Source organism: Luteibacter sp. RCC_6_2 (genome assembly GCF_041360655.1).
GTDB lineage: Bacteria > Pseudomonadota > Gammaproteobacteria > Xanthomonadales > Rhodanobacteraceae > Luteibacter.
In genome coordinates this window covers 329,559-353,366 of sequence record NZ_JBFUPQ010000002.1, presented here as the reverse complement: position 1 = coordinate 353,366, position 23,808 = coordinate 329,559, and the positions used below count along the sequence as shown (strand labels likewise).

Here is a 23,808-nt window from a genome sequence, read left to right as displayed (position 1 = left end):
GGCCTTTTCGCCCGGCGCTCCTCGGTTCCACAAGTCGCCACGAGGGTGGCGGCCGACGGCTCTTCCGGGCACTGAGGTGTCGTGCGGCAAAGAGCAACACCCGTCGCCGGGATGGACACCGCACGTGCAAGCCACCTCCCGTGAGGCTCCCTCACCCAGGTGGGAAGCGGGCTGGCCCGCGATTCGCCACCCTCTGTCGAGCGAAGGAGGCTGCATCGCAATCGAGCGAGCGGTGGAAAGCCTCGCCCGATCACCGCAAGGCTTCCTTCGCCAGCGAGAAGATCGAGGAATCGCGGGCCAGCCCGCTTCCCACCCGGGTGCGGCAACCAGCAACCGGCAACCGGCAAGGGGCTGGTGACTAGCGGCACGTGGCGCGGCAGCTCCCCCGCCACGCCGCACAACGAATGCGAGGGCGAAGCCGAGCCCGGCACCAAGCGCCCCCGGCGCGAAGACCCAAAAAAAAACCGCCCCGAAGGGCGGCCTTTTTTTACCGGTGGCCGACGATCTTCTCGGCCTCGTCCGCACTTGGCGGCAAGTCCGGCTCGCCCGGCTCCAGTTCGTCGTGGTGGAAGCGCGCGGCTTCCACCATCGGCGTGCGCCAGCCCGTGGCGATGCCCCAGAAGTAGAAGATCGCGCCCAGCACGGCGACCACGGCGAGGTCGTAGCCATAGGGAATGTAGTCGTGGCCGCCGAAGGTCTTGCTGCCCGCGTAGGAGACCAGCGCGATCACCGGCAGGTAGACGATCAGCCACCAGGCGCCCTGGAGGTGCCGGCGGAAGTCTTCCCAGCCGCTCTTGGCGGTGTAATAGAAGTAGATCGGCAGGGCGACGACCATCAACAGGATGATCTCGCCGGTGAGCGGCCACTTCGCCCAGTAGAGCAGTTCGGTGGCGAAGATGAAGGCCAGCGGGGCAAGCACGGACAGGCCGGGGATGCGCAGCGGGCGCTTCAGTTCCGGGGCGGTGCGACGCAGGGTCATCACGCTCACCGGGCCGGTGAGGTACGAGATGATCGTCGACACCGAGATCACCGCCGCCAGCGTGCCCCAGCCGCGGAAGAAGAACAGGAAGATGAAGCTCACCACGAGGTTCAGCCACATCGCCGGGCGCGGGATGCCGAAGCGCGGGTGAATGTGACCGAAGATCTTCGGCAACTGGCCGTTGCGCTCCATCGCGTAGATCATGCGCGCCGTGGTGGCGGTGTAGGTGGCGCCGGTGCCGCTCGGGCTGACGAAGGCGTCGGCGTAAAGCAGGATGGCCATCCAGTTGATCATCAGCGCGGTGGCCAGCTGCGCGAACGGCGACGCGTATTCGAGTCCGGCCCAGCCGTTGCCGAGCTGGTCGGGCGGAACGGCGCCGATGAAGGCCACCTGCAGCAACACGTACACGACCGTGGCCAGCAGGATCGAACCGATCACCGCGAGCGGCACGTTGCGGCCCGGATTGCGCGCTTCGCCGGCGAGGTTCACCGGGCTCTGGAAACCGTTGAAGCTGAAGACGATGCCCGAGATGGCGACGGCGGTGAGGATCGACGAGATGTCGATCGCGTGCGTGCCGCCGTGCGCGCCGATGTCGAAGTTGCCGGGGTTGTAGCTGGTAGCGATCAACGCGACACCGGTGGCCGCCGGGACGACGAGCTTGAAGACGGTGATCGCCGTGTTGCTCTTGGCGAACAGCTTCACGCTCCAGAAATTGAGGAAGAAGTAGACCAGCACGAGCACGACCGCGATGGCGAGGCCGGGTGGCGTGAGCTCGCCATGACCGTTGGTGACCACGTACAGGTCCTTGGTCCACGCGGCCCATTCCCACGGCCACGAAGCCATGTACTGCACCGAGGCCTCGGCCTCCACGGGGATCACCGAGACGATGGCGATCCAGTTCGCCCAGCCGGCGATGAAGCCGACCAGCGACCCGTGCGAATAGTGGCCGTAGCGGACCATGCCGCCGGATTCCGGGAACATCGCGCCCAGTTCCGCGTAGGTGATCGCGATGAAGAGGATGATGACGGCGCCGATGATCCAGGCGTAGACGGCACCGGGGCCGGCAAGCTGGGCGGCGTGCCAGGCACCGAACAACCAGCCTGAGCCGATGATCGAGCCCAGGCCGGTAAGCATGAGGGCAAAGGCGCCGACGTCGCGGCGAATAGCGCTATGAGACATGGTGACTCCGGTCGGACGGGACGGGTGGACCCCGGCCCAGGGCGGCACAAGGGCCGGATGATGACAGCCCGGGACCTCCCTGTCAGCCAGTGATGGCCGTACCCCAACCGGCACCGCGTCGATATACACTGGCCGACGCGGTAGGGATCAAGGGGTTCGGATGCGTTCGAAGGCGGTCGCCAGCACCATGTTGTTCGTTGCCATGACGGCATGCGGCGTTGCCGCAGCCGCCGAGCAATGGAGCGACAAGGGCCGGCTGATCGATTCGGAGTCCTACGACCGCACCGCCAAGGGTTTTTACTTCACTTTGTATCCCGGCGAAGACCCCGTGGAGGCCGTGCGGCGGTGCGCCATCGCGATGCGTGAACTAGGCCACCTGGCATCGGTTTCATGCTTCGCGTACACGAGCAAGCAGCGCTTCGACACCCGCCGGGGGAAGCTGCGCATCTGCTATACGGCGGTGGCCAACTGGTGGGGCGAAGACCAGCCGGTACGGGTCGAGACGGTCGACCGGCTGCCGAGGCTGTGCCCGTCGCGCTGAGGTTCACCGCAATCGCGGACAGGCTCGGTCAGCACTCGATGACGTTCACCGCCAGGCCGCCTCGCGAGGTTTCCTTGTATTTGTCCTTCATGTCGCGACCGGTGTCGCGCATGGTGGCGATCACCTTGTCGAGCGACACATGGTGCTTGCCGTCCGCCTTCAGCGCCATGCGGCTGGCGTTGATCGCCTTCACCGCTCCCATCGCGTTGCGCTCGATGCAGGGAATCTGCACCAGGCCGCCGATGGGGTCGCAGGTGAGGCCGAGGTTGTGCTCCATGCCGATCTCGGCGGCGTTCTCCACCTGGGTCACGGTCCCGCCCAACGCCGCGGTGAGGCCACCGGCGGCCATCGAGCAAGCGACGCCGACCTCGCCCTGGCAGCCCACTTCGGCACCGGAGATGGAGGCGTTTTCCTTGTAGAGGATGCCGATGGCGCCCGCGGTGAGCAGGAACTCGACCACGCCGTCTTCGTTGGCCCCCGGGCAGAACCGCCGGTAGTAGTGCAGCACGGCGGGGACGATGCCCGCGGCGCCGTTGGTCGGCGCGGTGACCACGCTGCCGCCGGCGGCGTTTTCCTCATTCACCGCGAGCGCGTAGAGGTTGACCCAGTCGAGGATGGTGAGTGGGTCGCGCAGCGCGGCTTCCGGCTGCGCGCGCAACTCCGCGGCCATCGTCGGGGCGCGGCGGTTGACCTTCAGCCCACCCGGCAGGACACCGGGGGAGCGAAGGCCACGCTCCACGCAGTCCTGCATCGCTTTCCATATCCTGAGCAGGCCGGCGCGGGTCTCCGTTTCGGGACGCCAGATGCTTTCGTTGCGCATCATCAGTTGCGCGATCGTGAGGCCGTGTTCCTTGCACAGCGCCAGCAACTGGTCGCCGGAAGAGAACGGGAACGGCTGCTCGCTGGTATCGGCCACGATGCGGTCTTCCGCCGCTTCGTCCGGATTCACCACGAAACCGCCACCGACGGAGTAGTAGTCGCGCGTGGCCAGTTCATTGCCTTCGGCATCGTAGGCGGAGAACCGCATGCCGTTGGTGTGGAACGGGAGCTTCTGCCGCTTGTTGAAGACGAGGTCGGCTTTCTCGTCGAAGGCGATCTCGTGGCGGCCGAGGATGCGGATGCGCTTGCCACTGCGGATGCGCTCGAGTGTCGCCGGGATCGTGTCCGGATCGACGCGGTCGGGCCATTCGCCCTCCAGGCCCAGCAAGACGGCCTTGTCGGTGCCGTGGCCGCGGCCGGTCATCGCCAGTGAGCCGAACAGCTCGCAGCGGACGCGGGCCACGCGATCCAGCACGCCTTTTTCCTCCAGCCAATGCTCTACGAAACGCGCGCCGGCGCGCATCGGGCCCACGGTGTGGGACGAAGATGGGCCGATACCGATCTTGAAGAGGTCGAAGACGCTGACTGCCATGGCTGCGGGAGGATTGGCTATGGGGAGCCCACTATTCTACGCTGCGAGGCCCGACGACCCCATACACCGGCGCATGTCCCACTTCACCCTGTTCCAGCGCGACGACTGCCATCTCTGCGACCAGGCCCTGGCGGTGCTGGCGGAGGCTCGGTTTCCGGATTTCGTTTCCGTGTGGATCGATGACGACGACGGGCTGGAGGCGCGTTATGGGGCGCGGGTGCCGGTGCTGCGGCGGGGCGATGGGGTGGAGTTGGAGTGGCCGTTCGATGTGGGGGCGGTGCGGGCCTTCGCGGCGTGAATCGCCGGCAAGCCGGCTCCCACAAAGTCAGGGCGATGCCTACTTGCGCAGCCTCCGCAGGATTTCCTCGCGCGCTTCGCGCAGGATCGAATCCCGGTCGAGGCTGGCGACGATCTCGGCCACGGCGCGCTTGGCACCGTGTTCGCCCCAGGACTTCCCGGTGACGAGATAGTGTTCGGCCGCGCGGCCGATCAGCACCGTGGCGTACCAGCCCAGTGCGCCCTGGGCGGCCGCGGTGACCACCACGGATAATCCCCCGCTCAAGCCCTTCAACGCCGACGACACCAGCTGGACGCCCCATACCGCGCCCATCAGCGCGGCCAGTTGGGTGGTGATGACGACGACCAGCCGCCCCGATTCGCTTCGGGTCAGGGGCAGCCCATAGACGCGCCCGAGTTGCACGACCATAGCCGCATCCAACCCGCCGGCGAGCAACAAGTCGGCCACCGGCACGGGATTCAACGCCACGGCGACGGCCTTGGCGATGCAGTACTGGCGGATGACACCGGAGGCGACGTCGCGGCGGGTCGCGGCGATACGCTCGCTGACCTGGTCGGTCAGCCGGCCGGCGAACAGGCCCGCGTTGATCGCCGACAACGTCTTGCCTTCGCGTTCGGCGATGGCGAGCAGGCGCGCCTTCAACGCCGCCACGTCGGCGGCGCGAGGCTCGCTGAGATGGCGCTCCTGGCCCGTGGCATCCACTTCCACGATATCGCGTGGGGCCGGCCGTGCCGCCACGGCGATGACATCCTCTCGCCGGACCAGGTTCGCGGCATGCTGGCGAAGCCGTTCGAGCAGGCCTTCGCGTTCCTCGTCGCTGTAGCGGTCGGCCTTGTTGAGCGCGACCAGCAGTGGGCGGCGCGTGGAGGCCAGCGTACGCAGCGCGTCACGCTCCTCGCGGGTGAGGTCGCCGTCGGCGACGAAGACGATCAGGTCGCTCACCTCGGCAACCTCGAAAGCGAGTTTCTCGCGTGCCTCACCGCCGAGTTCGTTGATTCCCGGCGTATCGATCAGCACCAGGCCCGCGCTGGCCGCCTCGTCCAGGCGCGCCGCATCGGCCTCGGTGGTGGTGCCGTGGAGCACGCCCACCTCGAAGGCGTCACGGCCGAGCAAGGCGTTGCCCAGCGCCGATTTGCCGGCGGATACGCGACCGAAGACGGCCACGTGCAACTCCTCGTTCTCCAGGCGGTCGAGCATGCGCTCGACGCGCTGGAAGTCGGCGGCCATCGCCTCGCGGACGTTGGACGGTATCGAGGGGTCATTGAGCAGGCCGCGAAGGCTGGCGGCCACCGCGCCGCCCCGTTCGTCCGCGGCAGGCGCCGCCGTGACGCCGCTCCTGCGGAAGCGGCCGGCGATGTCCCGCAGGCGTTCGCGCCAGCCCGTCATGGGCCGCTTACTTCGGCAGCAGGTTCAGCGAGCCGTTGACCAGCACCTCGTTGGCGATGGTCGTCGTGTCTTTGTAGTCGCCGCTGCCGACACCGAAGTCGAGGCGGTTCACCGTGCCCGTGACCGACAGCCGCGCGCCGCCGGCGTTCGGCGAAAAAGCGACCTTCAGCGCCACCGGCTTGGTGACGCCGTGCAAGGTGAGGTTGCCGTTGGCGACGACGTTGCCCTTGGCATCCTTGCTGAAGCCCGTGGTGACGTAGTGCGCCTTCGGGAATTTCGATGCATCGAAGAAGTCGCTGCCGGGCAATGCGCCGTCGCGGTCGTTATCGCCGGTCTTGGCGGTGGCGACGTCGACGTTCACGTCGAACTTCGACGCGGCGAGGTTCGCCGGGTCGTAACTGATCGCGGCGTCGAACTTGCCGAAGCTGCCGTCGAACTGCTGGCCCTGGAACTTGCCACTGAAGCCGAGCGTGCTGCCGGGGCCGACCTTGTAGTCCGCGGCGGAAGCGGCGAAAGGCAGGGCCAGGGCGAGGCCGAGCGTGGACAGGCGGCGGATCGTCGGGTTCATGGGGCATCTCCGGGAAGGGTGGGGGTGTTCCGCTTCGCGCGGCCGAACGGCAACATGCGGCGGAGGGTGTCGTCGCGGTCGACGAAGTGGTGCTTGAGCGCGCCACCGACGTGGGCGACGAGCACGATGAGCAGGAACCAGAACAGGTATTCGTGCACCGCGCCGAGGGCGTTGGACAGTGCTTCGTTCTTCTCCAGCAAGGCCGGCAGGTTGAACTGCTTGAAGTACTGCAGCGGATAACCGTGCGCCGAATTGTACGCCCAGCCGGTCAGGGGAATCGCGACGATCAGGAGGTACAGGAAACCGTGCACCGTGTGCGCGGCGACCTTCTGCCAGGCGGGGGCGGGCTCGTCGTGCGGACGGCGGTCGACCGCGCGCCAGAGCACGCGCAGCAGGAACAGCGCGAGCACCGTCAAGCCGATCGACTTGTGCAGCGCGAACATGTTGATCTTGTGCAGCGATGGCTTGAGGCCATCCATCCAGAAGGCGAACGCGCCGTTGCCCAGGATCAGCAAGGCCATCGTCCAGTGGAAGGTCTTGGCGACGGGGCTCCAGCGGGCATGATCACTGCGCAGCGGCATGGTTCGTCTCCTTGTTCTGGTCGGCGGATTCACCGCCGCGGATGCCCTCGATCTCCAGCCATACCGATACGCCGGTACCGATCGAGTTGCGGTTGGAGGTCATGCCGTAGGCGGTGCGGTCGAGAATGACCTGGGCCGAGAAACCGGCCACGGTGTGCAGCCCGTAGATCGTCTTGCCGATGCGGTTCACGCGGAACGGAATGTCCAGCGGCAAGGTCGTGCCGCGCAGGGTGAGCTTGCCATGCACGACGCCTTCGTCGTCGTTTCGTTTCTCCACCGATTCGCTGGTGTAGCGCGCGGTGGCGGCGCGATCGGCGTCGAGCAGGCTGGAGCCGCGTACCGCCTTGTCCCAGTCCTTGTCGCCCATGTCCACGGAGGTCAGGTCGATGGTTGCGTCGACGGAGGATTTCGACCAGTCGTCGCGGTCGAAAACGATCGTGCCGCTCGTGATGCGCAACCGGCCGAACGATCGTGAAAAGCCGTTGTGGTCGACATTGAAGACGACCTGGCTGTGCACCGGATCGATGCGATACGTGACGGCTTCCGCGTCGGCCGCGAGCGGTGCGGCGGCCAGCGCGAAAGGCAGGATGAAACGGGCGAGACGCATGCGGGGTAGCCTGCTGCCATGGGGCCGCCGGGCGGCCGATGGAAGGAGTGTGGCCGAGCCGTGCGGCCTTGTCAGCCCGGTTGCGGCGAACGGATCGTTCACTCAGCGATCCCGCAAGACTTCGCCGGTCAGTTCGGCGAGGCGGCGCAGGCGTGACGTCCCGGCGTCCGCGAGCAGTTCGCGCATCCGCTCGCTCGCATCGGCCTGGTCCAGCGTGCGCCGCTCGGCGAGCGTCGCCGCCAGGGCGCGTCCGAAGCTGTCGAAAATGAGCGCATAGGCGAAAGCGTGCAAGACACCGCCGCCAAGCGTGCCCAGGCCCGGGAAAGCCTTCATCGCGTTACCCGCCACGGCGAGCACCACCGAGGTCCCGGTGCGCAAGGTCATGCGAACCTGGCGCAGGAGATTGTCGATCTCGACGTCGGTCACGCGGACACCGTGGAGGTCGGCCAGGGCGCGAACCATGCCCGTGGCCAGGATGCCCTGGATGACCAGGTCGCTTCCCGGCGCGACCGCGGCCATCGCGCCGACGATGGCGCGCCGCGCGTAACGGTGGACGATGCGCTCCGACTCCACGGCGCGGTGCGCGGCTTCCTGTTCCGCCGTCCGTTCGTGCAGGCCGGCGAGTACCGCGTTTTCGCGCAGCGCCTCCAGCGCGGCCGCACCCGGTGCCAGGAGACGGCGCAGCGCATCGAGCAGTGGCTGCACATCGGCGGCGCGTCTCCGGGTGACGTCCTCGGTACCGCCATCGGACAGGCGCCGTGTGAAGCGTTCCTCTCCACCGGCACTGATCGCGACCACGGCATCCGGTATGCCGGCGGCCTGTTCGCGAACGCGGGCCAGGATGCGCTCGCGCTCGGCAGGCACCCATTGGTCGGCCTTGTTCACCGCGAGCAGCAATGGCTTGCCGAAGTCGCCCAGCCAGCGCAATTCGTCCGCCTGGGTGCGGGTGAGGTCGCCGGCGCAGACGTAGACCACGGCGTGCGCGCGCAGCGCTTCGTGCCGGGCGAGGCGTTCGCGCGATTCACCGTCCGCCTCGGCGGAACCGGGCACATCGGCGATCGTCCAGCGCTCGCCCGCCGGTGTGTCGCCCTCGTAATGCGCGATCTCCCTCGTGGTGCCGCCGAGCACGTCGCTGGACGGCGAAGCGCCCGGTATCAACGCGGCGATCAGGGTCGACTTGCCCGTGGATATCTCGCCGAACACCGCGACATAGACGTGCGCGCTCTCGCGGCGACGGTCGAGTTCATCCAGCTCACTACGAAGTTCCTCAACGTCGGCGGCGGTGTCGCGCAGCCGGGCGATCCGCGTCTCGAGTGACGCCCGGTCCGGCGCGAGGACGGGAGCGCGTGGCTTGCGAGGGCGCAGCCACCATGCGGCGAGGCCCGCGCCAAGGACCGCCAGGACGACCAGAAGACCGCCCACCACCCAGCGCAAACCCTCGGGCAACCCCATGAAACGCTGGGCCAGCGCGAGGGCGCGGTCGAGTGCCGCCAGCAGTAGCCAGACAACGGCGGCGAAGCCGATGGTTGCGACGAGGAGGCGGAGTCGGCGGGACATATCCCCATTCTACGGGCAGCGAGTAGGCGAGCACCTACGTCCCCGGCCCGGGTCCGCCCATTCTGCCGCCGCCACCGGCATGCCATCATCGGGCTCGTACCGGGAACCTGCGTAATGCATCACACGCTCATCACGAGATGGATCCTCGTGGCCGCGATCCTCATGATCGCGGCCCCTCTCACCACCGACGCGGCCACCATGCCGCCGGTCCCCACACCACAGTTCCGTAGCTACGGATTGCACGAAGGCCTGCCCAGCAGCAAGGTCCAGGCCGTGGCCCAGGACGCCCGTGGTTTCGTCTGGGTGGGCACGTCGGTGGGCCTCTCCCGTTTCGATGGCGTCGAATTCACCACCCCAGGCATCGGCCCGGACTTCAGCCACCCGTTGCCCACCGGTGGCGTCGTGGCCCTGCTGGTGGATTCCACCGACCGACTCTGGATCGGCGGACCCGAAATGGGCCTCGGGCGCTACGACCCCGCGAACGGGGGTTTCGTGCAGTGGCACGACAGCCTGGCCGACAACGACGTTCGCGCCATCGCGCAGGCGCGCGACGGTTCGATCTGGATCGGAACCGGTGGTGGCCTGGCCCATATGCGGGCCGACGGCAGCGCCTTCGAGCATCGCGACGCGGGTGCCGGCGGACCATCGTCGGCATCGATTCGTGCCGTCCATGCGTCGGACGACGGTCGTGTGTGGATCGGCTCGGATGGTGGCGTGGATGTCGTCGACGCGTCCGGCCGGATCGACCGGGTGCCCTTCGAAGACGGAAGCCATCCGCGCGTGCTTCGGATCGACGGCCATGCGGCCGAGTTGCGCTTCGCGACCGAACGCGGGCTCTATCGCCTGGCCCACGACGGCCAGCTGCGCCGCGACCGGCGCCTCCCGGTATCGACGGCCTATGCCTCCCTTGTCGACAGCCACGGCAGCTTGTGGCTCGCCGGCGTGGATGGGTTGTCGATGCTCGATCGCTACGGGCGACTGCACACCGTTCCAGGCTCCTGGACCGCATCCGGTGGACTACCCGGGCGCACCGTGCGCGGCATGCTGGAGGACCGTGAGCATGGCCTGTGGTTCGCGCTGAGCGATGGTGGGCTGGCCTACCTCGGGCCGGCGTGGGAAGACTTCACCCGCTTCGCCCATGTCGCCACCGACCGCTTCAGTTTCCCCGGGCGTGCGGTCACGGCCGTCGCTGCGCACGGAAACACGGAACTGTGGGTCGGCGGCCTGCGCGGGTGGATCCGTCGCTTCAATCCCGCCACGGGGCGTACCGATGAAGGATTCGATATCGAGCCGGTACGCGTGCAATCGTTGCTCGAGGTACCGCGCGGCCTTCTGATCGGGACGGTGGACGGCCTGTCGCTCGCACGGCGAGGACGCGCGCAGCCACTGTTGCGGGGAAGCGTCGACCGGCCCGTGACGGCGATCGTCGCGGGTAACGACGGAACCGTCTATGTCGCCTCGCTGGGCCAGGGCCTCTTCGCGCTCGATACGAAGTTCACCCAGGCCACCACGGTTCCCTTCGCCGAGTCGCGGCGCGGTGCGGCGGACACGCGCCAGATCGAGATCGTCGGTGGTGAGCTCTGGCAGTCCAGCCTGGCCGGTCTCGCCCGGCTCGACCGCGGTTCGGGCGAGATGCGCTTCATCGAAGGTGTCGCGCCCGGCCGGATCAATGCCTTCGAACCCGAGGAAGACGGCTTCTGGGTCGTACGCCCGGATGCACTGGAACACTACCGCTGGGACGGCCGGCGAGCACGACGCGATCGCCACGTCGGTGGCGCGGATGGATTCCCCTCGTCGGATATCCTCAACGTGCGTCGCGACGTCGTTGGCCGCATCTGGCTGTACGGGCACACAGGGGTCTGGCGTTTCGATCCGGCCGGCGGCAACTTTCGTCCGTTCGGGCTTGCCGACGGGTTGGCCAGTGGCGAGTTCACCAACGCGACGACGGTGCTACTCGACGACGGCACGATGTACGGCGCCACCCTCGGCGGCCTCGTGGGATTCCGGCCCGATCGTCAGCGCGACCACGTACGGGCGCCCGCCATCGCCGTGCTCGGCGCCACGGTATCTCGTGGCGGCATTCGCCAGGTCGTGCCGGTCGACGATGGATCATTGCGCCTCGCCTGGAACGATCGCGAACTGATCGTGCGGGCGCGTGCGCTTTCCTACGTCAATCCGGATCGTAACCACCTTGTTTTCACGCTCGAGCACGATGGCGGTACGACGGTGCTGCGCACGGGCAAGGATGGCGAGCGCAACTTCGGCCCGCTCCGCGCGGGCGTCTATCGACTGGTGATCTCCGGCTCGGGGCGTGACGACGTGAAGGGATCGCTTCCCGAACCGCTGACGGTCACGGTCGACGCGCCGCCCTGGTTTCGCTGGTGGGCATGGCTCGCCTATGCGGTCGCCCTGGGTGGCGTCGCCTTCGCCATCGTCGTCAGCACGCGCCGGCGCGTTCGCCAGGCCATGCGGCTCAAGCTTGCCGAACAGCAGAAGCGCCTTGCCGAAGAAGCGAACGCGGCAAAGACCGATTTCATGGCGACGCTCGGCCATGAGATCCGTACGCCGATGACCGGTGTGCTCGGGATGGCCGAACTGATGGCGAGGACCCCGCTCGACGATACCCAGCGAAGCTATGTCGAGGCGGTCCGCCGATCGGGAGCCACCTTGTTGCGGCTGGTCAACGATGCGCTGGACATCACCCGGATCGAATCGCGCCGCCTGGTTCTCGAGTCGGATTGTGTCTCGCTACGCGCCATCGGCGACGAGGTGGTCGCCTTGGCTACCGGCGGCGCGGGGGAGAAGGGCCTGGTCCTCTCATCGGCGATCGACGCCGGCGTGCCGGAGGCCATCCGCGGCGATGCGATCCGCCTTCGCCAGATCCTTCAGAATCTCGTGAACAACGCGGTGAAATTCACCGAGCGCGGTGGAGTGTCCTTGCACATGGCGCGCGATGGCGGAACCCTCGTCATGACGGTGAACGACACCGGCCCGGGCATGTCGGCGGCATTGTGCTCACGAGTGTTTTCCCGGTTCGAGCAGGGTGGGTCACCGCAGCGCGCCCAGGGATGCGGGTTGGGCCTTGCGATCTGCCACGAGCTCTGCCTCCTGATGGGCGGCAGCATCCGCGTGAGCAGCGAGCCAGGGCGGGGCAGCTCCTTCGTCGTGCAACTGCCGTTCGAAGCGTGTACGTGTGAGGGTCATGCCGGCAGCCCCGTCCCCTCGTTCGCCCTCACCGGGAAACGGCTGCTCCTGGTCGAGGACGACGCCCTCGTCAGCGAGGTGATCGCCGGCTTGCTAGGCAGGCGCGGCCATGTGGTCACGGCGGTCGCCGACGGGCTTGCCGCCATGACGGAACTCTCGCGCGGCAGCTTCGACGCGATGCTGCTCGACCTGGACCTGCCGGTGGTCGATGGCTTCCAGGTGGCGCGCCTCGTCCGCCGCATGGAACATCTGGATGGCTTGCCGATCATCGCTGTCACGGCGCGCTCCGCCGGCGACGAACTGGCGGCGATCCGCGAGGCCGGCATGGACGCCTTGTTGCGCAAACCCATGACGGGCGACGACCTGGATAGTGTGCTCGAAAGGGCGCTGGAGAACACATCCGATCCAGCGCCGGTCACGTAAGACGCAGTCAGGTCACGAATGCCCGGATCGTGCCTTCGTTCTGCAGGGCCCCCTCATTATACGAGAGCATGCGTCCCGCCTTTGGCTGGTACACGAACTCCGGAGAGGCGGCGACGATGCTGCCGAGATCGAGAAAATCGATGAATCCTTCGGTGCCGAAGTCAAGATCGATGTCTCCCGACGATAAGGTCCGTCCGACGACTCCCCACCAGACATCCTCAATCGTCGACATTCGCCTGCCTCCGAAGAGGATTCGGCCTTCACTATCTTGGGCAAGATAGGAGAACTCCATGTTGCCCGAATCTTTTTTCACGATCTTGAACCCACCGGTTCCGAAAGCCGGCGACGGATGGCCGTCTGCGTCGGTCGACACGAGTAATCCGTACTTGTCGGTGAAGACATCGGCAAGAGCGTCAATCCACTTTCCGGCAAACCACAAGTGACCCCGGTTGTCGATGCTCATGGCTTCGATATACGTAAGGGACTTCGGATTCTCATCGGGATAAACGAGTTCGGCCGAACCGTCGACGCCGAACGAAAGATCGGCCTCGCCATCGTCGAATCGGTAGCGGCGGACCCGGGTGCCTGTCTCGGGACATACCACGATGTAGTCGCCTTGCCGAGCAGCTAGCAGGCGCCTGCCCATGGTGGTTCCTTGATAGTCTTCGTTCAACCACCGGATGCCGGAGCCATTGAACGTCGTGTCGCGCGAGCCATCGGGTTTCAGTCGGATAATCGCGGCACCAAAGAATCCATCCCCTAACGTGCCAGCCGTGAGCAGGATGTGGGAGTCGTCCGCCGACACGATGTCCAATCCCAGAAAACGGGGAAGCTCATCATCCTTGATGAAGGATACCGTGCCATGGTCCCCAAAGGCCTCATCCGGTGTGCCATCGTCATTGATGGCGAAGATGGCAAACCCATCATCGACCGTACTGTTGTTGATTCTTGCGCAGAGAAGGGTCGATCGTCCGATTCGTTGGAAGACTTGTCGACCGGATACCTTGTCGTTGTTCTCCGGCAAGATGTAGCCTCCCTCGCCCCCAAAGCCTGGGAGCGGAGTGCCGTCGTTCGCGAGGTTCACGAATCCGGCCTTCAATGCGGTGGAGGTGATGGAGAAGGCCCCGAAAATGCGCTCGTCGGAGCCAAGTGTCAGTCGAAATGTCGCGATAGAGATATCCTCGGGGATCGCCGCGGCGGGTTTCCCATTGAGGTCCATCGAGACGCCCGTTGTCACCGCCAGCACGGCCTTGCCGTCCACTCCGAAAGATGTATCGACGTCACCTGCCCGGGCAGGTTTACTGCTTCCCTTCATGGCGATCTCCTTGGCGCTCCTGATGAGGCACATGGATATTTAAGGCCACAGGGTCCGGCGGCGTCCATAAGCCATCGGGTGTAGGCGCTATCCTGCGTTGCCTTCGCCGACCCGGATCGTAGCTAGCCGAAGCGCCTGAAGTACGCGAGCGCCCCCACGACCAGCAAGGTGGTCGGAAGAAGATTCGCCAGCAGCGGTGGCATGCCGTACACGGTGCCGAAGTTGACCATGGCGCCTTGCAGGAAGTACCAGCCGATCGCGAGGATGATGCCGATGAAGAGGCGTTTGCCCAGGCCGCCCGAACGGAGCGAGCCGAAGGCGAACGGCATGGCGCACAGGACCAGCACGAGCGTGTTCACCGCGAACAGGGCGCGTCCCCAGAAGGCCACGGCGTAGGCGCCGGGATTCTGCCCATTGGCCTCGAGATAGCGCATGTTGCGGCGCAGGTCGGCCATCGAGAGGTATTCGGGGTGGATCACCGATTGTTCGAGTACGTGCGGGTTCAGGCGCGAAGCCCAGGTTTGCGTGTCCTCGTGCGAGGAATGCGTGCCTTGGGCGTCGAGCGTGGTGGTGCGCACGTTGGTCATCACCCAGCGGTTGCCATCGTGGATGGCGCTGTCACCGTGCGAGAACACACTCACCTGGCCGTCCGGCGTGAAAGTGTAGACGCGGACGTCGACCAGCTTCACCGTGGTGCGGTCGCCGTCCTGCGTGGCGATGGCCGACTTGGCGTTGATGATCTTGCCGGCGTCGCGCGCCCACAGGCCGCTGCTGGTGGAACCCAGGTTGCTTGAGCGCATGCGCACCTGGATCGCCTGGGCATGCTGGTCGCCGTAGGGGCCGGCGGTTTCGCCCATGATGACGACGCCGATGGTGAGCACGGCGATCACGCCCGCCGCCGAGGCGGCGATGCGCAGCTTCGACATCCCCGCCGCGCGCAAGGCGGTCAGTTCTCCCGTGGCGGCGAGGCCACCCAGGCCAAGAAGGCCACCGATCAACGCGGCGTTGCTGAACATCTGGTACAGGCGCCGCGGCACCGTGAGCATGATGTACGCGATGGCGTCGTACAGCGTGAAGCCGTTCTTGCCGATATTTCCCAGCTGGCGCACGAACTGCGTGAGCGCGTCGAAACCGGTCAGCACCAGCCAGACGAGGAGCAGGGTGCCGAGGACGCTGGCGCCGATCAGCCGGTCGGCGCGCTTGACGGTCAGCGTGGCCATCAGTGGGCTCCCTTGACGCGCCGGGCGCTGTTCTGTCGCCAGAAATACCAGGCCGCCACGCCGAACACGATGGCGTGCAACACCCAGATGGGCGCCGAGGTGTGCAGGTGGCCCTTGATGATCTGCGCGCGTGCGATCAACTGCCAGACCACGTAGAGGAAGTACGCCAGCACGGCGATCAGCAGGCGCCCGTAGCGGGCGTCGCGGGGTGCCTGCCGCGACATCGGCAACACCATCATCATCAACACCAGGGTGCTGACCGGCGCGGCGAAGCGGGAGACGAGTTCGCCGAGGTTCTCCGGCGTGATGTCCTTGAACAGGTCGGTCGTCGCCGATTCGTGGGCCGGATCGGTGTCGCTGTCATCGTCGGAAATGGACGACAGCGAAGCGTCGTTGCGTTCGTATTTCATCCGCCGCCAGTTGTCGGCGGCCAGGGGGATCTCGAACTGCCAGCCATCGTAGAGGGCGAGGAAGCGGTTCTGGCCATCGCTTTCCTGGTACATGCGCCCATGCTTCGCACTGATCACGCGGACCTGTGGACGGCCCTCGCTGTCCGTGCGGTCGGTGGCCAGGAAGGTCTTGCCCAGCACGGTGCCATCGCGGCTCAAGGTGTCGACGAAGATGATGCCGCCCTTGCCGGGCAATTCGGTGAAACGGCCGGCATCGAGCCCGGCGGCGATCACCGACTTGTTCGCCGCGGCGATGACCTGGTCGGCCGTGCGTGCCGACATCGGGCCCAGCCAGAGCGAGACCAGGCCCACCACGATGGTGGAGAGCACGGCCAGCAGGGTGACCGGACGGAGCATGCCACGCGGGCCCATGCCCGAGGAGGCCAGCACGTGCATCTCGCTCTCGCGGTACATGCGGCCCAGGGCGATCAGGGTGCCGAGGAAGGCCGACATGGGCAGCAGGGTGGAAAGCAGGTCGACCATCTGCAAGCCCAGCACCTCGAACATCACGCTGGGCTGGATGCTGCCGTTGGCCACCTTCTGCAACACGGTCGCGAACGCGCCGCCGGCGAAGATCACCAGCAGCACGATGGCCGTCGCGAGCACCCCATAGGCAAGTTCGCGCAGGAAATAACGGTCGAGGATGCTGAGCATTTGATAGAATTGGCGGTTCGTGCCGCGTCAGTCCCGGCCGGCAAACCATAAGTCTAGCCTGTCCGGACCCCCGGCGGGCTTTCGCAGGACAGTAAGCTATGACGGTTCAGTTCAGCCTCGGTTCCAACGCTCCGGAGTCGACCGCTACCCCGGTGGCGGTGGTCGGCGTCTACGAGAATGGTGTCCTGACCAGCGCCGCGGCGCGGATCGACACCGCCGCGAACGGGGCCATCAAGCGCCTGCTCGAGGCCGGCGACGTCACCGGGAAGGTCGGCAACGTCGTCACCCTGTTGCAGCCGGCGGGCGTGGCCGCCGCCCGTGTGCTCATCCTGGGCCTGGGCGCGCAGAAGTCCTTCGATGCCGCCCGCTACCAGCGGGTCACCCAGGAAGCCGCCCGCGCGATCGGCCGCCTGCCGGTCACGGAAGCCGTCAGCTGGCTGCCCGAGGTCGACGTGCCCGGCCGCGATGCCGCCTGGCGCCTGCGCGTCGCCGCCCTGGTCACCGACCATGCCGCCTATCGCTACACCGCCACGCTGAAGCCGCGCGACAAGGCACAGCCGGAACTGGCCTCGGTCACCCTGGTCGGTCCCGCCGAGGGCGAAACCGGGCTCGCCGAGGCCCGCGCCATCGCCGAGGGCGTGCGCTACGCCCGCGAACTGGGCAACCTGCCGCCGAACATCTGCAACCCCGACTACATCGCCGACCAGGCGCGCGCCTTCGCCGACGCCCACGAGGGCGTCAGCTTCGAGGCGCTCGACCGCGCCGACATGGAGCGCGAGGGCTTCGGCTCCCTGCTCGCCGTGGCGCGTGGCTCGGCGAACGCGCCGCGCCTCGTCATCCTGCAGTGGAACGGCGGCAAGGAGGGCGAAAAGCCCTATGCCTTCGTCGGCAAGGGCATCACCTTCGACACCGGTGGCGTCAGCCTCAAGCCCGGCCCGGGCATGGAAGAGATGAAGTTCGACATGTGCGGCGCGGCCGGCGTGCTCGGCGCCTTCGTCGCCGCGGTGAAGCTCAAGCTGCCGGTGAACCTCGTCTGCGTGGTCCCGGCGGTGGAAAACATGCCGGACGGCGCCGCTTATCGGCCGGGCGATGTGCTGACCAGCCTGTCGGGAATCACCATCGAGGTGCTCAATACCGATGCCGAGGGCCGGCTGATCCTCTGCGACGCGCTCACCTATACCGGCAAGCGGTTCGATCCGCACACCATCATCGACGCCGCGACCCTGACCGGCGCCTGCGTCGTCGCCCTGGGCAAGCACGCCAGCGGCCTGATGACCAAGGACGAGGCGCTTTCCGCCGAACTGCTCGCCGCGGGCGAGGCCACGCTCGATCGCGCGTGGCGCCTGCCGCTGTGGGACGACTACCAGAGCCAGCTCGAGTCCGGTTTCGCCGACGTGGCCAATATCGGCGGCAAGTACGCCGGTGCGATCACGGCCGGCTGCTTCCTCGCCCGATTCACCGAAGGGCGTCGCTGGGCGCACCTGGACATCGCCGGCACCGCGTGGGACGAGGGTCGCAAGGGCATGGCCACGGGCCGCCCCGTGCCGCTCCTGACCCAGTGGTTGCTCGACCGCGTCGCCGCCGGTTGATTCCGCTCCGATGCCGCGTGCCGATTTCTACCTGATCGACAAGCCGCGGTTCCGCGAGGACCCGCTGTTGCTGGTCTGCGAGCTCGCCAAGCGCGCGTTCGCGGCCCAGCAGTCGACCCTGATCCTCACCCGCGATTTCGAGCAGGCCGAGGCGGTCGACGAATACCTGTGGTCGTTCGACGAGGACAGCTACATTCCGCACCAGCTCGCGGGCGACGATGACGACGCGAACACGGCGGTGCTGATCGTGCCGCCGGGCGTGGAAACCGCCGACCGGCCGATGGTGATCAACCTGCGCGATACCTGCGCGCAGGGCCGCTTCGACCGGGTGCTGGAAGTGGTCGCGGCCGATCCGGCCGAACGCGAGGGATCGCGTGTGCGCTGGACGGAGTACAAGAAGGCGGGATTCGAGGTGAACAAGCACGATATGTGAGCTGAAGTCGGCTCCCACCCTGTTGTTGCGACCTGGCCCGCTGCCGCGGGATCGCCGACAAAGTCGGCTCCCACAAGGTTTATCCCTAACCGGACTCCCACAAGGTTTAGTCCTGACCGGTCTACCCGATGCTGTGTGGGAGCCGCTTCAGCGGCGATGCTTTGCCGGCGATACCCTCAATACCCTCAGCCCAGCTTCCGCGCCTGCTCACGCATCGCATCGGCCTGACGGGTCCAGTCGGCGATGCGCTGGCGCTCCTGCTCGACGACTTCCACCGGGGCATTGGCGACGAAGTTGGCGTTGCCCAGCTTGGCTTCGCACTTCTTGATCTCGCTTTCCACGCGGGCGATTTCCTTGGCGAGACGCGTCTTCTCCGCGCCCACGTCGATCAATCCTTCCAGCGGGATCAGCACCCGCATGCCGCCGACCACGGCGACCGCCGCGGCGGGCTCTTCGCCATCCACCCAGGCCGGTGACTCCACCCGCCCCAGGAAGGCGACCTGCGCCGCGAACTTCGCCGCGCGCTCGCGATCCGTCGCATCGCCGTCGGCGAAGAGCAGCGGGATGGTCTTGCCCGGGGCGATGTTCATTTCCGCACGGATGCGGCGGACGCCGGTGAGCACGTCCTTGACCCATTCGATCTCGGCGGTGGCCGTATCGTCGCCTTCCACGTCCGAGGCTTCCGGATAGGGCCGAAGCATGATCGTCTCGCCCTCGATGGCGAGCAACGGGCGCACGTGCTGCCAGATTTCCTCGGTGACGAAGGGAATCAGCGGATGCAGCGCGCGCAGCAGCGTCTCGAGCACGTGCACGAGCGTGTATCGCGTGGACGCCACGGCGGCGGCATCGCCACTGTTGAGGGCGGGCTTGGACAGTTCCAGGAACCAGTCGCAGAACTCGTTCCAGGTGAACTCGTACAAGGCCTGCGCGGCGAGGTCGAAACGATAGAGCGCGAGTTGTTCCTTCACCGTCGCCAGCGTGTCGCGCAGGCGGGTGAGGATCCAGCGCTCGGCTTCGGTCGACGGCTTCGTCGGCGAGATCGCTTCATCGCCGAGGTTCATCAGCACGAAGCGCGACGCGTTCCACAGCTTGTTGACGAAGGCCTTGTAGCCACCGCAACGTTCCAGGTCGAACTTGATGTCGCGGCCGTGCGTGGCGAGCGAGGCGAAGGTGAAGCGCAGCGCGTCGGCACCGAAGGCGGGGATGCCCTCGGCGAACTCCTTGCGCGTGGACTTCTCGATCTTCTCGGCCATCTTCGGCTGCATCAGCCCACGCGTGCGCTTGGCGAGCAGTTCGTCGAGGGTGATGCCGTCGATGAGATCGAGCGGGTCGAGCACGTTGCCCTTCGACTTGGACATCTTCTGGCCGTCCTTGTCGCGGATGAGGCCCGTGACGTAGACGTCCTTGAACGGGACCTCGCCCGTGAAGTGGTCGGTGAGCATGATCATGCGCGCGACCCAGAAGAAGATGATGTCGAAGCCGGTCACCAGCACGCTCGACGGCAGGTAGCGGTCGAAGCCCAACTCGGCCTGGCGCTGCGGGTTCGGCCAGCCGAGCGTGGAGTGGCTCCACAAGCCAGACGAGAACCATGTTTCGAGCACGTCGTCGTCGCGGCGCAGCGCGCCGGTATAACCCTGTGCGGCGGCCCTGGCGGCAGCCTCTTCTTCGTTCCGAGCGACGATCACGCCGCCGTTGTCGGTGTACCACGCCGGGATGCGATGGCCCCAGGTCAGCTGGCGGCTGATGCACCAGTCCTGGATGTTGGCCAGCCAGTGGCGGTAGGTGCTGATCCAGTTCTCGGGCACGAACTTCACGTGGCCTTGTTCGACCAGTTCCAGTCCGCGCGCGGCGAGCGTGTCCATTTTCACGAACCACTGCCAGGTGAGGTACGGCTCGATCACCTGGCCGCTGCGATCGCCACGCGGCACCTGCAGCTTGTGCTTCTTCGTCTCCACCAGGAGGTCTTCGGCCTCCAGGTCGGCGAGCACGGCCTTGCGCGCGACGTAGCGATCCATGCCGCGGTATTTTTCCGGCGCGGCGTCGTTGATCCTCGCATCGTCGGTGAGGATGTTGATCATCGGCAGGTTGTGGCGCTGGCCGATGGCATAGTCGTTGAAGTCGTGCGCGGGCGTGATCTTCACGCAGCCGGTACCGAAGTCCTTCTCGACGTAATCGTCGGCGATGATCGGGATCTGCCGGTTCGACAGCGGCAGCGCGAGCATGCGCCCGACCAGGTGCGCATAGCGTTCGTCTTCCGGATGCACGGCCACGGCGACGTCGCCCAGCATGGTTTCCGGGCGCGTGGTGGCGACGACGAGTTCGCCCGAGCCGTCGGCGAGCGGGTAGCGGATCGACCAGAGCGAACCGTCTTCTTCTTCGCTGACCACTTCGAGGTCGGAGATCGCCGTCTTCAGCACCGGGTCCCAGTTGACCAGCTTCTGCCCGCGATAGATCAGGCCTTCCTCGGAAAGCCGCACGAAGGTCTCGATCACCGCCTCGGACATGCCCTCGTCCATGGTGAAGCGCTCGCGCGTCCAGTCGCCCGACACGCCCAGGCGGCGCATCTGGCGGCCGATCGTGTCGCCGGACTCGGCCTTCCACTCCCAGACGCGGGCGATGAACGATTCACGGTCGAAATCCGAGCGCTGCTTACCCTCCGCGTTGAGCTGGCGGGTGACCACCATCTCGGTGGCGATGCCCGCGTGGTCGGTGCCGAGCTGCCACAGCGTGTCGTAGCCGCGCATGCGGTGGTAGCGCACCAGGGTGTCCATGATCGTGTGCTGGAACGCGTGGCCCATATGGAGCGTGCCCGTGACATTGGGCGGCGGCAGCATGATCGTGTAGGGCGTACCCTTGCCGGACGGCTTGAAATAGCCGTTCGCCTCCCACTGGGCGTACCACTTCGACTCGATCTGGCTGGGCTCGAAACTCTTGTCCATGCGTGGGCTCTCGGACGACGAAAAAGACTGCCATTGTAGGCGATACTTGGCGGATGACTGAACTCGAAGTGGCCGCGATCCTCGGCGCGGAGGGCCCTTTCGCCCGTGAAGTACCGGGTTTCGCGCCGCGCGAGGCCCAGCAGCGCATGGCCTCGGCGGTTGCCGGGGCCATCGCCGAGCGCGACGTCCTGATCGCCGAGGCGGGCACCGGCACCGGCAAGACCTTCGCCTACCTGGTTCCTGCCCTGATGTCGGGGCGCAAGGTCATCGTTTCCACCGGCACCAAGGCCTTGCAGGACCAGCTGTTCTTCCGCGACCTGCCTCGCGTGCACGCGGTGCTGGGTAGCCGGGCCAGGGTGAGCCTGCTCAAGGGGCGGGCCAACTACCTGTGCCTTTACCGCCTGGACCAGGCGGTGCGCGAGGGGAATCCCGACCGTCAGCTGGTCTCCCAGTTGTCCGCCATCCGCGCCTGGTCGGCCCGCACGCGGCGGGGCGATCGCATGGAAATGGTGGATATCCCGGAAGACTCGGCCGTCTGGCCGCGGGTGACGTCCACGCCGGAAAACTGCCTCGGCTCCGAATGCCCGTTCTTCGAGGATTGCCACGTCGTGAAGGCGCGCCGCGAGGCCATGGAGGCGGACGTGGTGGTGGTGAACCACCATCTGCTGATGGCCGACCTCGCGCTCAAGCAGGAAGGCTTCGGTGAGATCCTGCCGGGTGCCGATGCCTTCATCCTCGACGAGGCGCACCAGATTCCGGAGCTTGCCGGCCAGTTCTTTTCGCAGAGCGTCAGTGCGCGGCAACTCGTCGATCTTGGACAGGACGCGCTGGCGGAAGCGCAGGGCGTCACCGGCGCCACCAGCCAGTTGCTGGAGCCGGTCGAGGCCATCCAGGACCTCGTGAAGCGCCTTCGCCTGGCGATGGATGCGTTGCCGCCCCGCGGGCCCTTCGGCGCGCTCGACCGTGACCCCGCCGTGCACGGAACGCTGCTGGAACTGCGTGACGTGATGGCGGCCATGGCCGACTTGCTCGCTGCACTCGGCGAGCGCTCGCGCGGACTGGCTAATGTGCACGAACGGGCGCAGATGCTGAGCCTGCGCCTCGACCGCATCGCGGAGGAGCACTCCGCCAGCGACGTGCGCTGGTACGAGACCTGGCCCCGCGGATTCGCATTGCATGCCACGCCGCTGGACCTGGCCGCGCCGCTGCGTGCGATGCGCATGTCCACGGATGCTGCGTGGATCCATACCTCGGCGACCTTGTCGATCGCGGGTGATTTCGGTCACTTCGCCCGCCAGTTGGGGCTGGAAGATCCACGTACGCTGCATGTGGAAAGCCCCTTCGATTATCAGCGCCAGGCGCTGGCGTATTTGCCGGCGAACCTTCCCGATCCTGCCGCTCGCGACTACACCGACCGGGTGGTGGATGCCATCCGGCCCGTCCTCGATGCCTCGGATGGACGGGCCTTCCTGCTGTTCACCTCGCATCGCGCGCTGCGCCGCGCGGCGGAGTTGCTGGAAGGCCGCGTGCCGTGGCCGCTGTTCGTGCAGGGCAGCGCCCCGCGGCACCGCCTGCTGGAGGAATTCAGGGCGAGCGGACGCGGCGTATTGCTCGGCGCGGCGAGTTTCTGGGAAGGCGTCGACGTGGCGGGCGAGGCGTTGAGCGTGGTGGTGATCGACAAGCTGCCTTTCGCGATGCCCGACGATCCGGTGTTGCAGGCGCGGCTGGAGGCGTTGGAGGAAGCGGGGATCAATCCCTTCATGGGATGGCAGGTACCCACGGCGGTGATCGCGTTGAAGCAGGGCGTCGGCCGCCTGATTCGCGACGTGCACGACCGTGGGGTGCTGGTGCTGTGCGATCCGCGCCTGAGCACGAAGGGTTATGGACGGTTGTTCCTGGCCAGCCTGCCGCCGATGCCGCGGACGCGGGAGTTGGCGGATGTGGTGGGATTCTTCGCATCGGACGCCGCGGCGGATTGAATCGCGGACAGGGTCCGCTCCCACAAAGCGAAGGTATCGCGGACCCTGTCCGCGAGCTCTTCAAGCCCCCGAAGCGGCCGCCCGATCTCCGCCGGCATCCGCATAGAACACCACCACCGTCGCTCCCCGCGGCCCGGCCGTTCCACCCCGCATGACATCGGCACCGCCCTTGATCGGGTCACCCGGCCGTATCACGCGCGCCGCTCCTTCCCGTGTTTCCAGGTGCAGTTCTCCTTCGAGCAGGTAACCCGCCTCCGGCACGGTATGCCTGTGCCATGGCAGGGAGGCGCCAGGCTCGATCGAGATGCGCAGCGTGCGTATTTTCGGTTGTCCGTCCGCCCATGCCTGCGTGGCCGCGGGCGGGGTTTCGCTTCGGGAGGGGCCGGTCGTGGCGGCGATGGCGGCTCCGACGAGGAGGGCCAGGGGCATCGCTAGCTGGACGGGAAGCATCGTGCGGTCCTTGCATGGGTGATCGGCCGATCCTGCACGCCGGAGA

18 protein-coding genes are annotated in these 23,808 nt (G+C 66.9%); 6 read left to right on the top strand and 12 right to left on the bottom strand.

Features of this window, described 5'->3' with window-relative positions; genetic code table 11:
• Window positions 1-487 precede the first annotated feature (487 nt).
• Window positions 488-2,158, bottom strand: coding sequence for an APC family permease (locus tag AB6730_RS03440; RefSeq protein ID WP_371022256.1), 1,671 nt, complete (start codon window positions 2,156-2,158; stop codon window positions 488-490).
• Window positions 2,159-2,318: 160 nt separating this feature from the next.
• On the opposite strand from AB6730_RS03440, the gene AB6730_RS03435 reads away from it, so the two are divergent.
• Entirely contained in the window at window positions 2,319-2,699 is a 381-nt protein-coding gene (locus tag AB6730_RS03435) for a hypothetical protein (protein WP_371022255.1), read from the top strand.
• A gap of 28 nt (window positions 2,700-2,727) precedes the next feature.
• Here the strand turns inward: AB6730_RS03435 and AB6730_RS03430 are convergent, their stop codons facing one another.
• The gene (locus AB6730_RS03430; protein WP_371022254.1) at window positions 2,728-4,110 is read right to left on the bottom strand and encodes an L-serine ammonia-lyase; all 1,383 of its coding nucleotides are present in this window, start codon (window positions 4,108-4,110) and stop codon (window positions 2,728-2,730) included.
• Between the two features lie 73 nt (window positions 4,111-4,183).
• Here AB6730_RS03430 and AB6730_RS03425 point away from each other — a divergent pair, with 73 nt between their 5' ends.
• Window positions 4,184-4,408, top strand: coding sequence for a glutaredoxin family protein (locus AB6730_RS03425; RefSeq protein ID WP_371022253.1), 225 nt, complete (start codon window positions 4,184-4,186; stop codon window positions 4,406-4,408).
• Between the two features lie 39 nt (window positions 4,409-4,447).
• Here AB6730_RS03425 and AB6730_RS03420 read toward each other — a convergent pair whose 3' ends face one another.
• The 5 genes from AB6730_RS03420 to AB6730_RS03400 all read right to left on the bottom strand — a co-directional run bounded on the left by AB6730_RS03420 (window position 4,448) and on the right by AB6730_RS03400 (window position 9,107).
• Complete coding sequence (locus tag AB6730_RS03420) at window positions 4,448-5,794, bottom strand: DUF697 domain-containing protein (protein WP_371022252.1); 1,347 nt, start codon at window positions 5,792-5,794, stop codon at window positions 4,448-4,450.
• 7 nt (window positions 5,795-5,801) lie between these two features.
• Window positions 5,802-6,362, bottom strand: coding sequence for a YceI family protein (locus AB6730_RS03415; protein WP_371022251.1), 561 nt, complete (start codon window positions 6,360-6,362; stop codon window positions 5,802-5,804).
• Window positions 6,359-6,943 (bottom strand): cytochrome b, encoded by a 585-nt coding sequence (locus AB6730_RS03410; protein WP_371022250.1) that lies wholly within the window; start codon window positions 6,941-6,943, stop codon window positions 6,359-6,361. Before AB6730_RS03410 ends, AB6730_RS03415 begins: the two co-directional genes overlap by 4 nt.
• Window positions 6,927-7,550, bottom strand: coding sequence for a YceI family protein (locus tag AB6730_RS03405; RefSeq protein WP_371022249.1), 624 nt, complete (start codon window positions 7,548-7,550; stop codon window positions 6,927-6,929). Before AB6730_RS03405 ends, AB6730_RS03410 begins: the two co-directional genes overlap by 17 nt.
• Before the next feature lie 102 nt (window positions 7,551-7,652).
• Complete coding sequence (locus tag AB6730_RS03400) at window positions 7,653-9,107, bottom strand: GTPase (RefSeq protein ID WP_371022248.1); 1,455 nt, start codon at window positions 9,105-9,107, stop codon at window positions 7,653-7,655.
• Between the two features lie 114 nt (window positions 9,108-9,221).
• Between AB6730_RS03400 and AB6730_RS03395 the strand changes: the two genes are divergently transcribed.
• Window positions 9,222-12,734: an ATP-binding protein gene (locus tag AB6730_RS03395; RefSeq protein WP_371022247.1), complete on the top strand. Its 3,513-nt coding sequence runs from the start codon at window positions 9,222-9,224 to the stop codon at window positions 12,732-12,734.
• Window positions 12,735-12,741: 7 nt separating this feature from the next.
• Here AB6730_RS03395 and AB6730_RS03390 read toward each other — a convergent pair whose 3' ends face one another.
• From AB6730_RS03390 to lptF, 3 genes are all read right to left on the bottom strand, one after another.
• Window positions 12,742-14,049 carry a hypothetical protein gene (locus tag AB6730_RS03390; RefSeq protein WP_371022246.1) on the bottom strand — a complete coding sequence of 436 codons (1,308 nt, stop codon included), beginning with the start codon at window positions 14,047-14,049 and terminating at the stop codon, window positions 12,742-12,744.
• Window positions 14,050-14,171: 122 nt separating this feature from the next.
• A complete protein-coding gene (gene lptG, locus AB6730_RS03385; protein ID WP_371022245.1) occupies window positions 14,172-15,269 on the bottom strand; it encodes an LPS export ABC transporter permease LptG in 1,098 nt (365 codons plus the stop codon).
• Window positions 15,269-16,372 carry an LPS export ABC transporter permease LptF gene (gene lptF / locus AB6730_RS03380; protein ID WP_371022244.1) on the bottom strand — a complete coding sequence of 368 codons (1,104 nt, stop codon included), beginning with the start codon at window positions 16,370-16,372 and terminating at the stop codon, window positions 15,269-15,271. Before lptF ends, lptG begins: the two co-directional genes overlap by 1 nt.
• A gap of 98 nt (window positions 16,373-16,470) precedes the next feature.
• On the opposite strand from lptF, the gene AB6730_RS03375 reads away from it, so the two are divergent.
• Together AB6730_RS03375 and AB6730_RS03370 are read left to right on the top strand one after the other, a co-directional pair.
• Entirely contained in the window at window positions 16,471-17,961 is a 1,491-nt protein-coding gene (locus tag AB6730_RS03375) for a leucyl aminopeptidase (protein ID WP_371022243.1), read from the top strand.
• Window positions 17,962-17,971: 10 nt separating this feature from the next.
• Window positions 17,972-18,394 (top strand): DNA polymerase III subunit chi, encoded by a 423-nt coding sequence (locus AB6730_RS03370; RefSeq protein ID WP_371022242.1) that lies wholly within the window; start codon window positions 17,972-17,974, stop codon window positions 18,392-18,394.
• A 185-nt stretch (window positions 18,395-18,579) separates the two neighbouring features.
• On the opposite strand, the gene AB6730_RS03365 is transcribed toward AB6730_RS03370, so the two are convergent.
• Complete coding sequence (locus AB6730_RS03365; RefSeq protein ID WP_371022241.1) at window positions 18,580-21,333, bottom strand: valine--tRNA ligase; 2,754 nt, start codon at window positions 21,331-21,333, stop codon at window positions 18,580-18,582.
• A 53-nt stretch (window positions 21,334-21,386) separates the two neighbouring features.
• On the opposite strand from AB6730_RS03365, the gene AB6730_RS03360 reads away from it, so the two are divergent.
• Window positions 21,387-23,312: an ATP-dependent DNA helicase gene (locus AB6730_RS03360; protein WP_371022240.1), complete on the top strand. Its 1,926-nt coding sequence runs from the start codon at window positions 21,387-21,389 to the stop codon at window positions 23,310-23,312.
• Between the two features lie 60 nt (window positions 23,313-23,372).
• Here the strand turns inward: AB6730_RS03360 and AB6730_RS03355 are convergent, their stop codons facing one another.
• On the bottom strand, window positions 23,373-23,762 hold the full coding sequence (locus tag AB6730_RS03355) for a cupin domain-containing protein (protein WP_371022239.1): 390 nt from the start codon (window positions 23,760-23,762) through the stop codon (window positions 23,373-23,375).
• Between the last annotated feature and the right edge of the window lie 46 nt (window positions 23,763-23,808).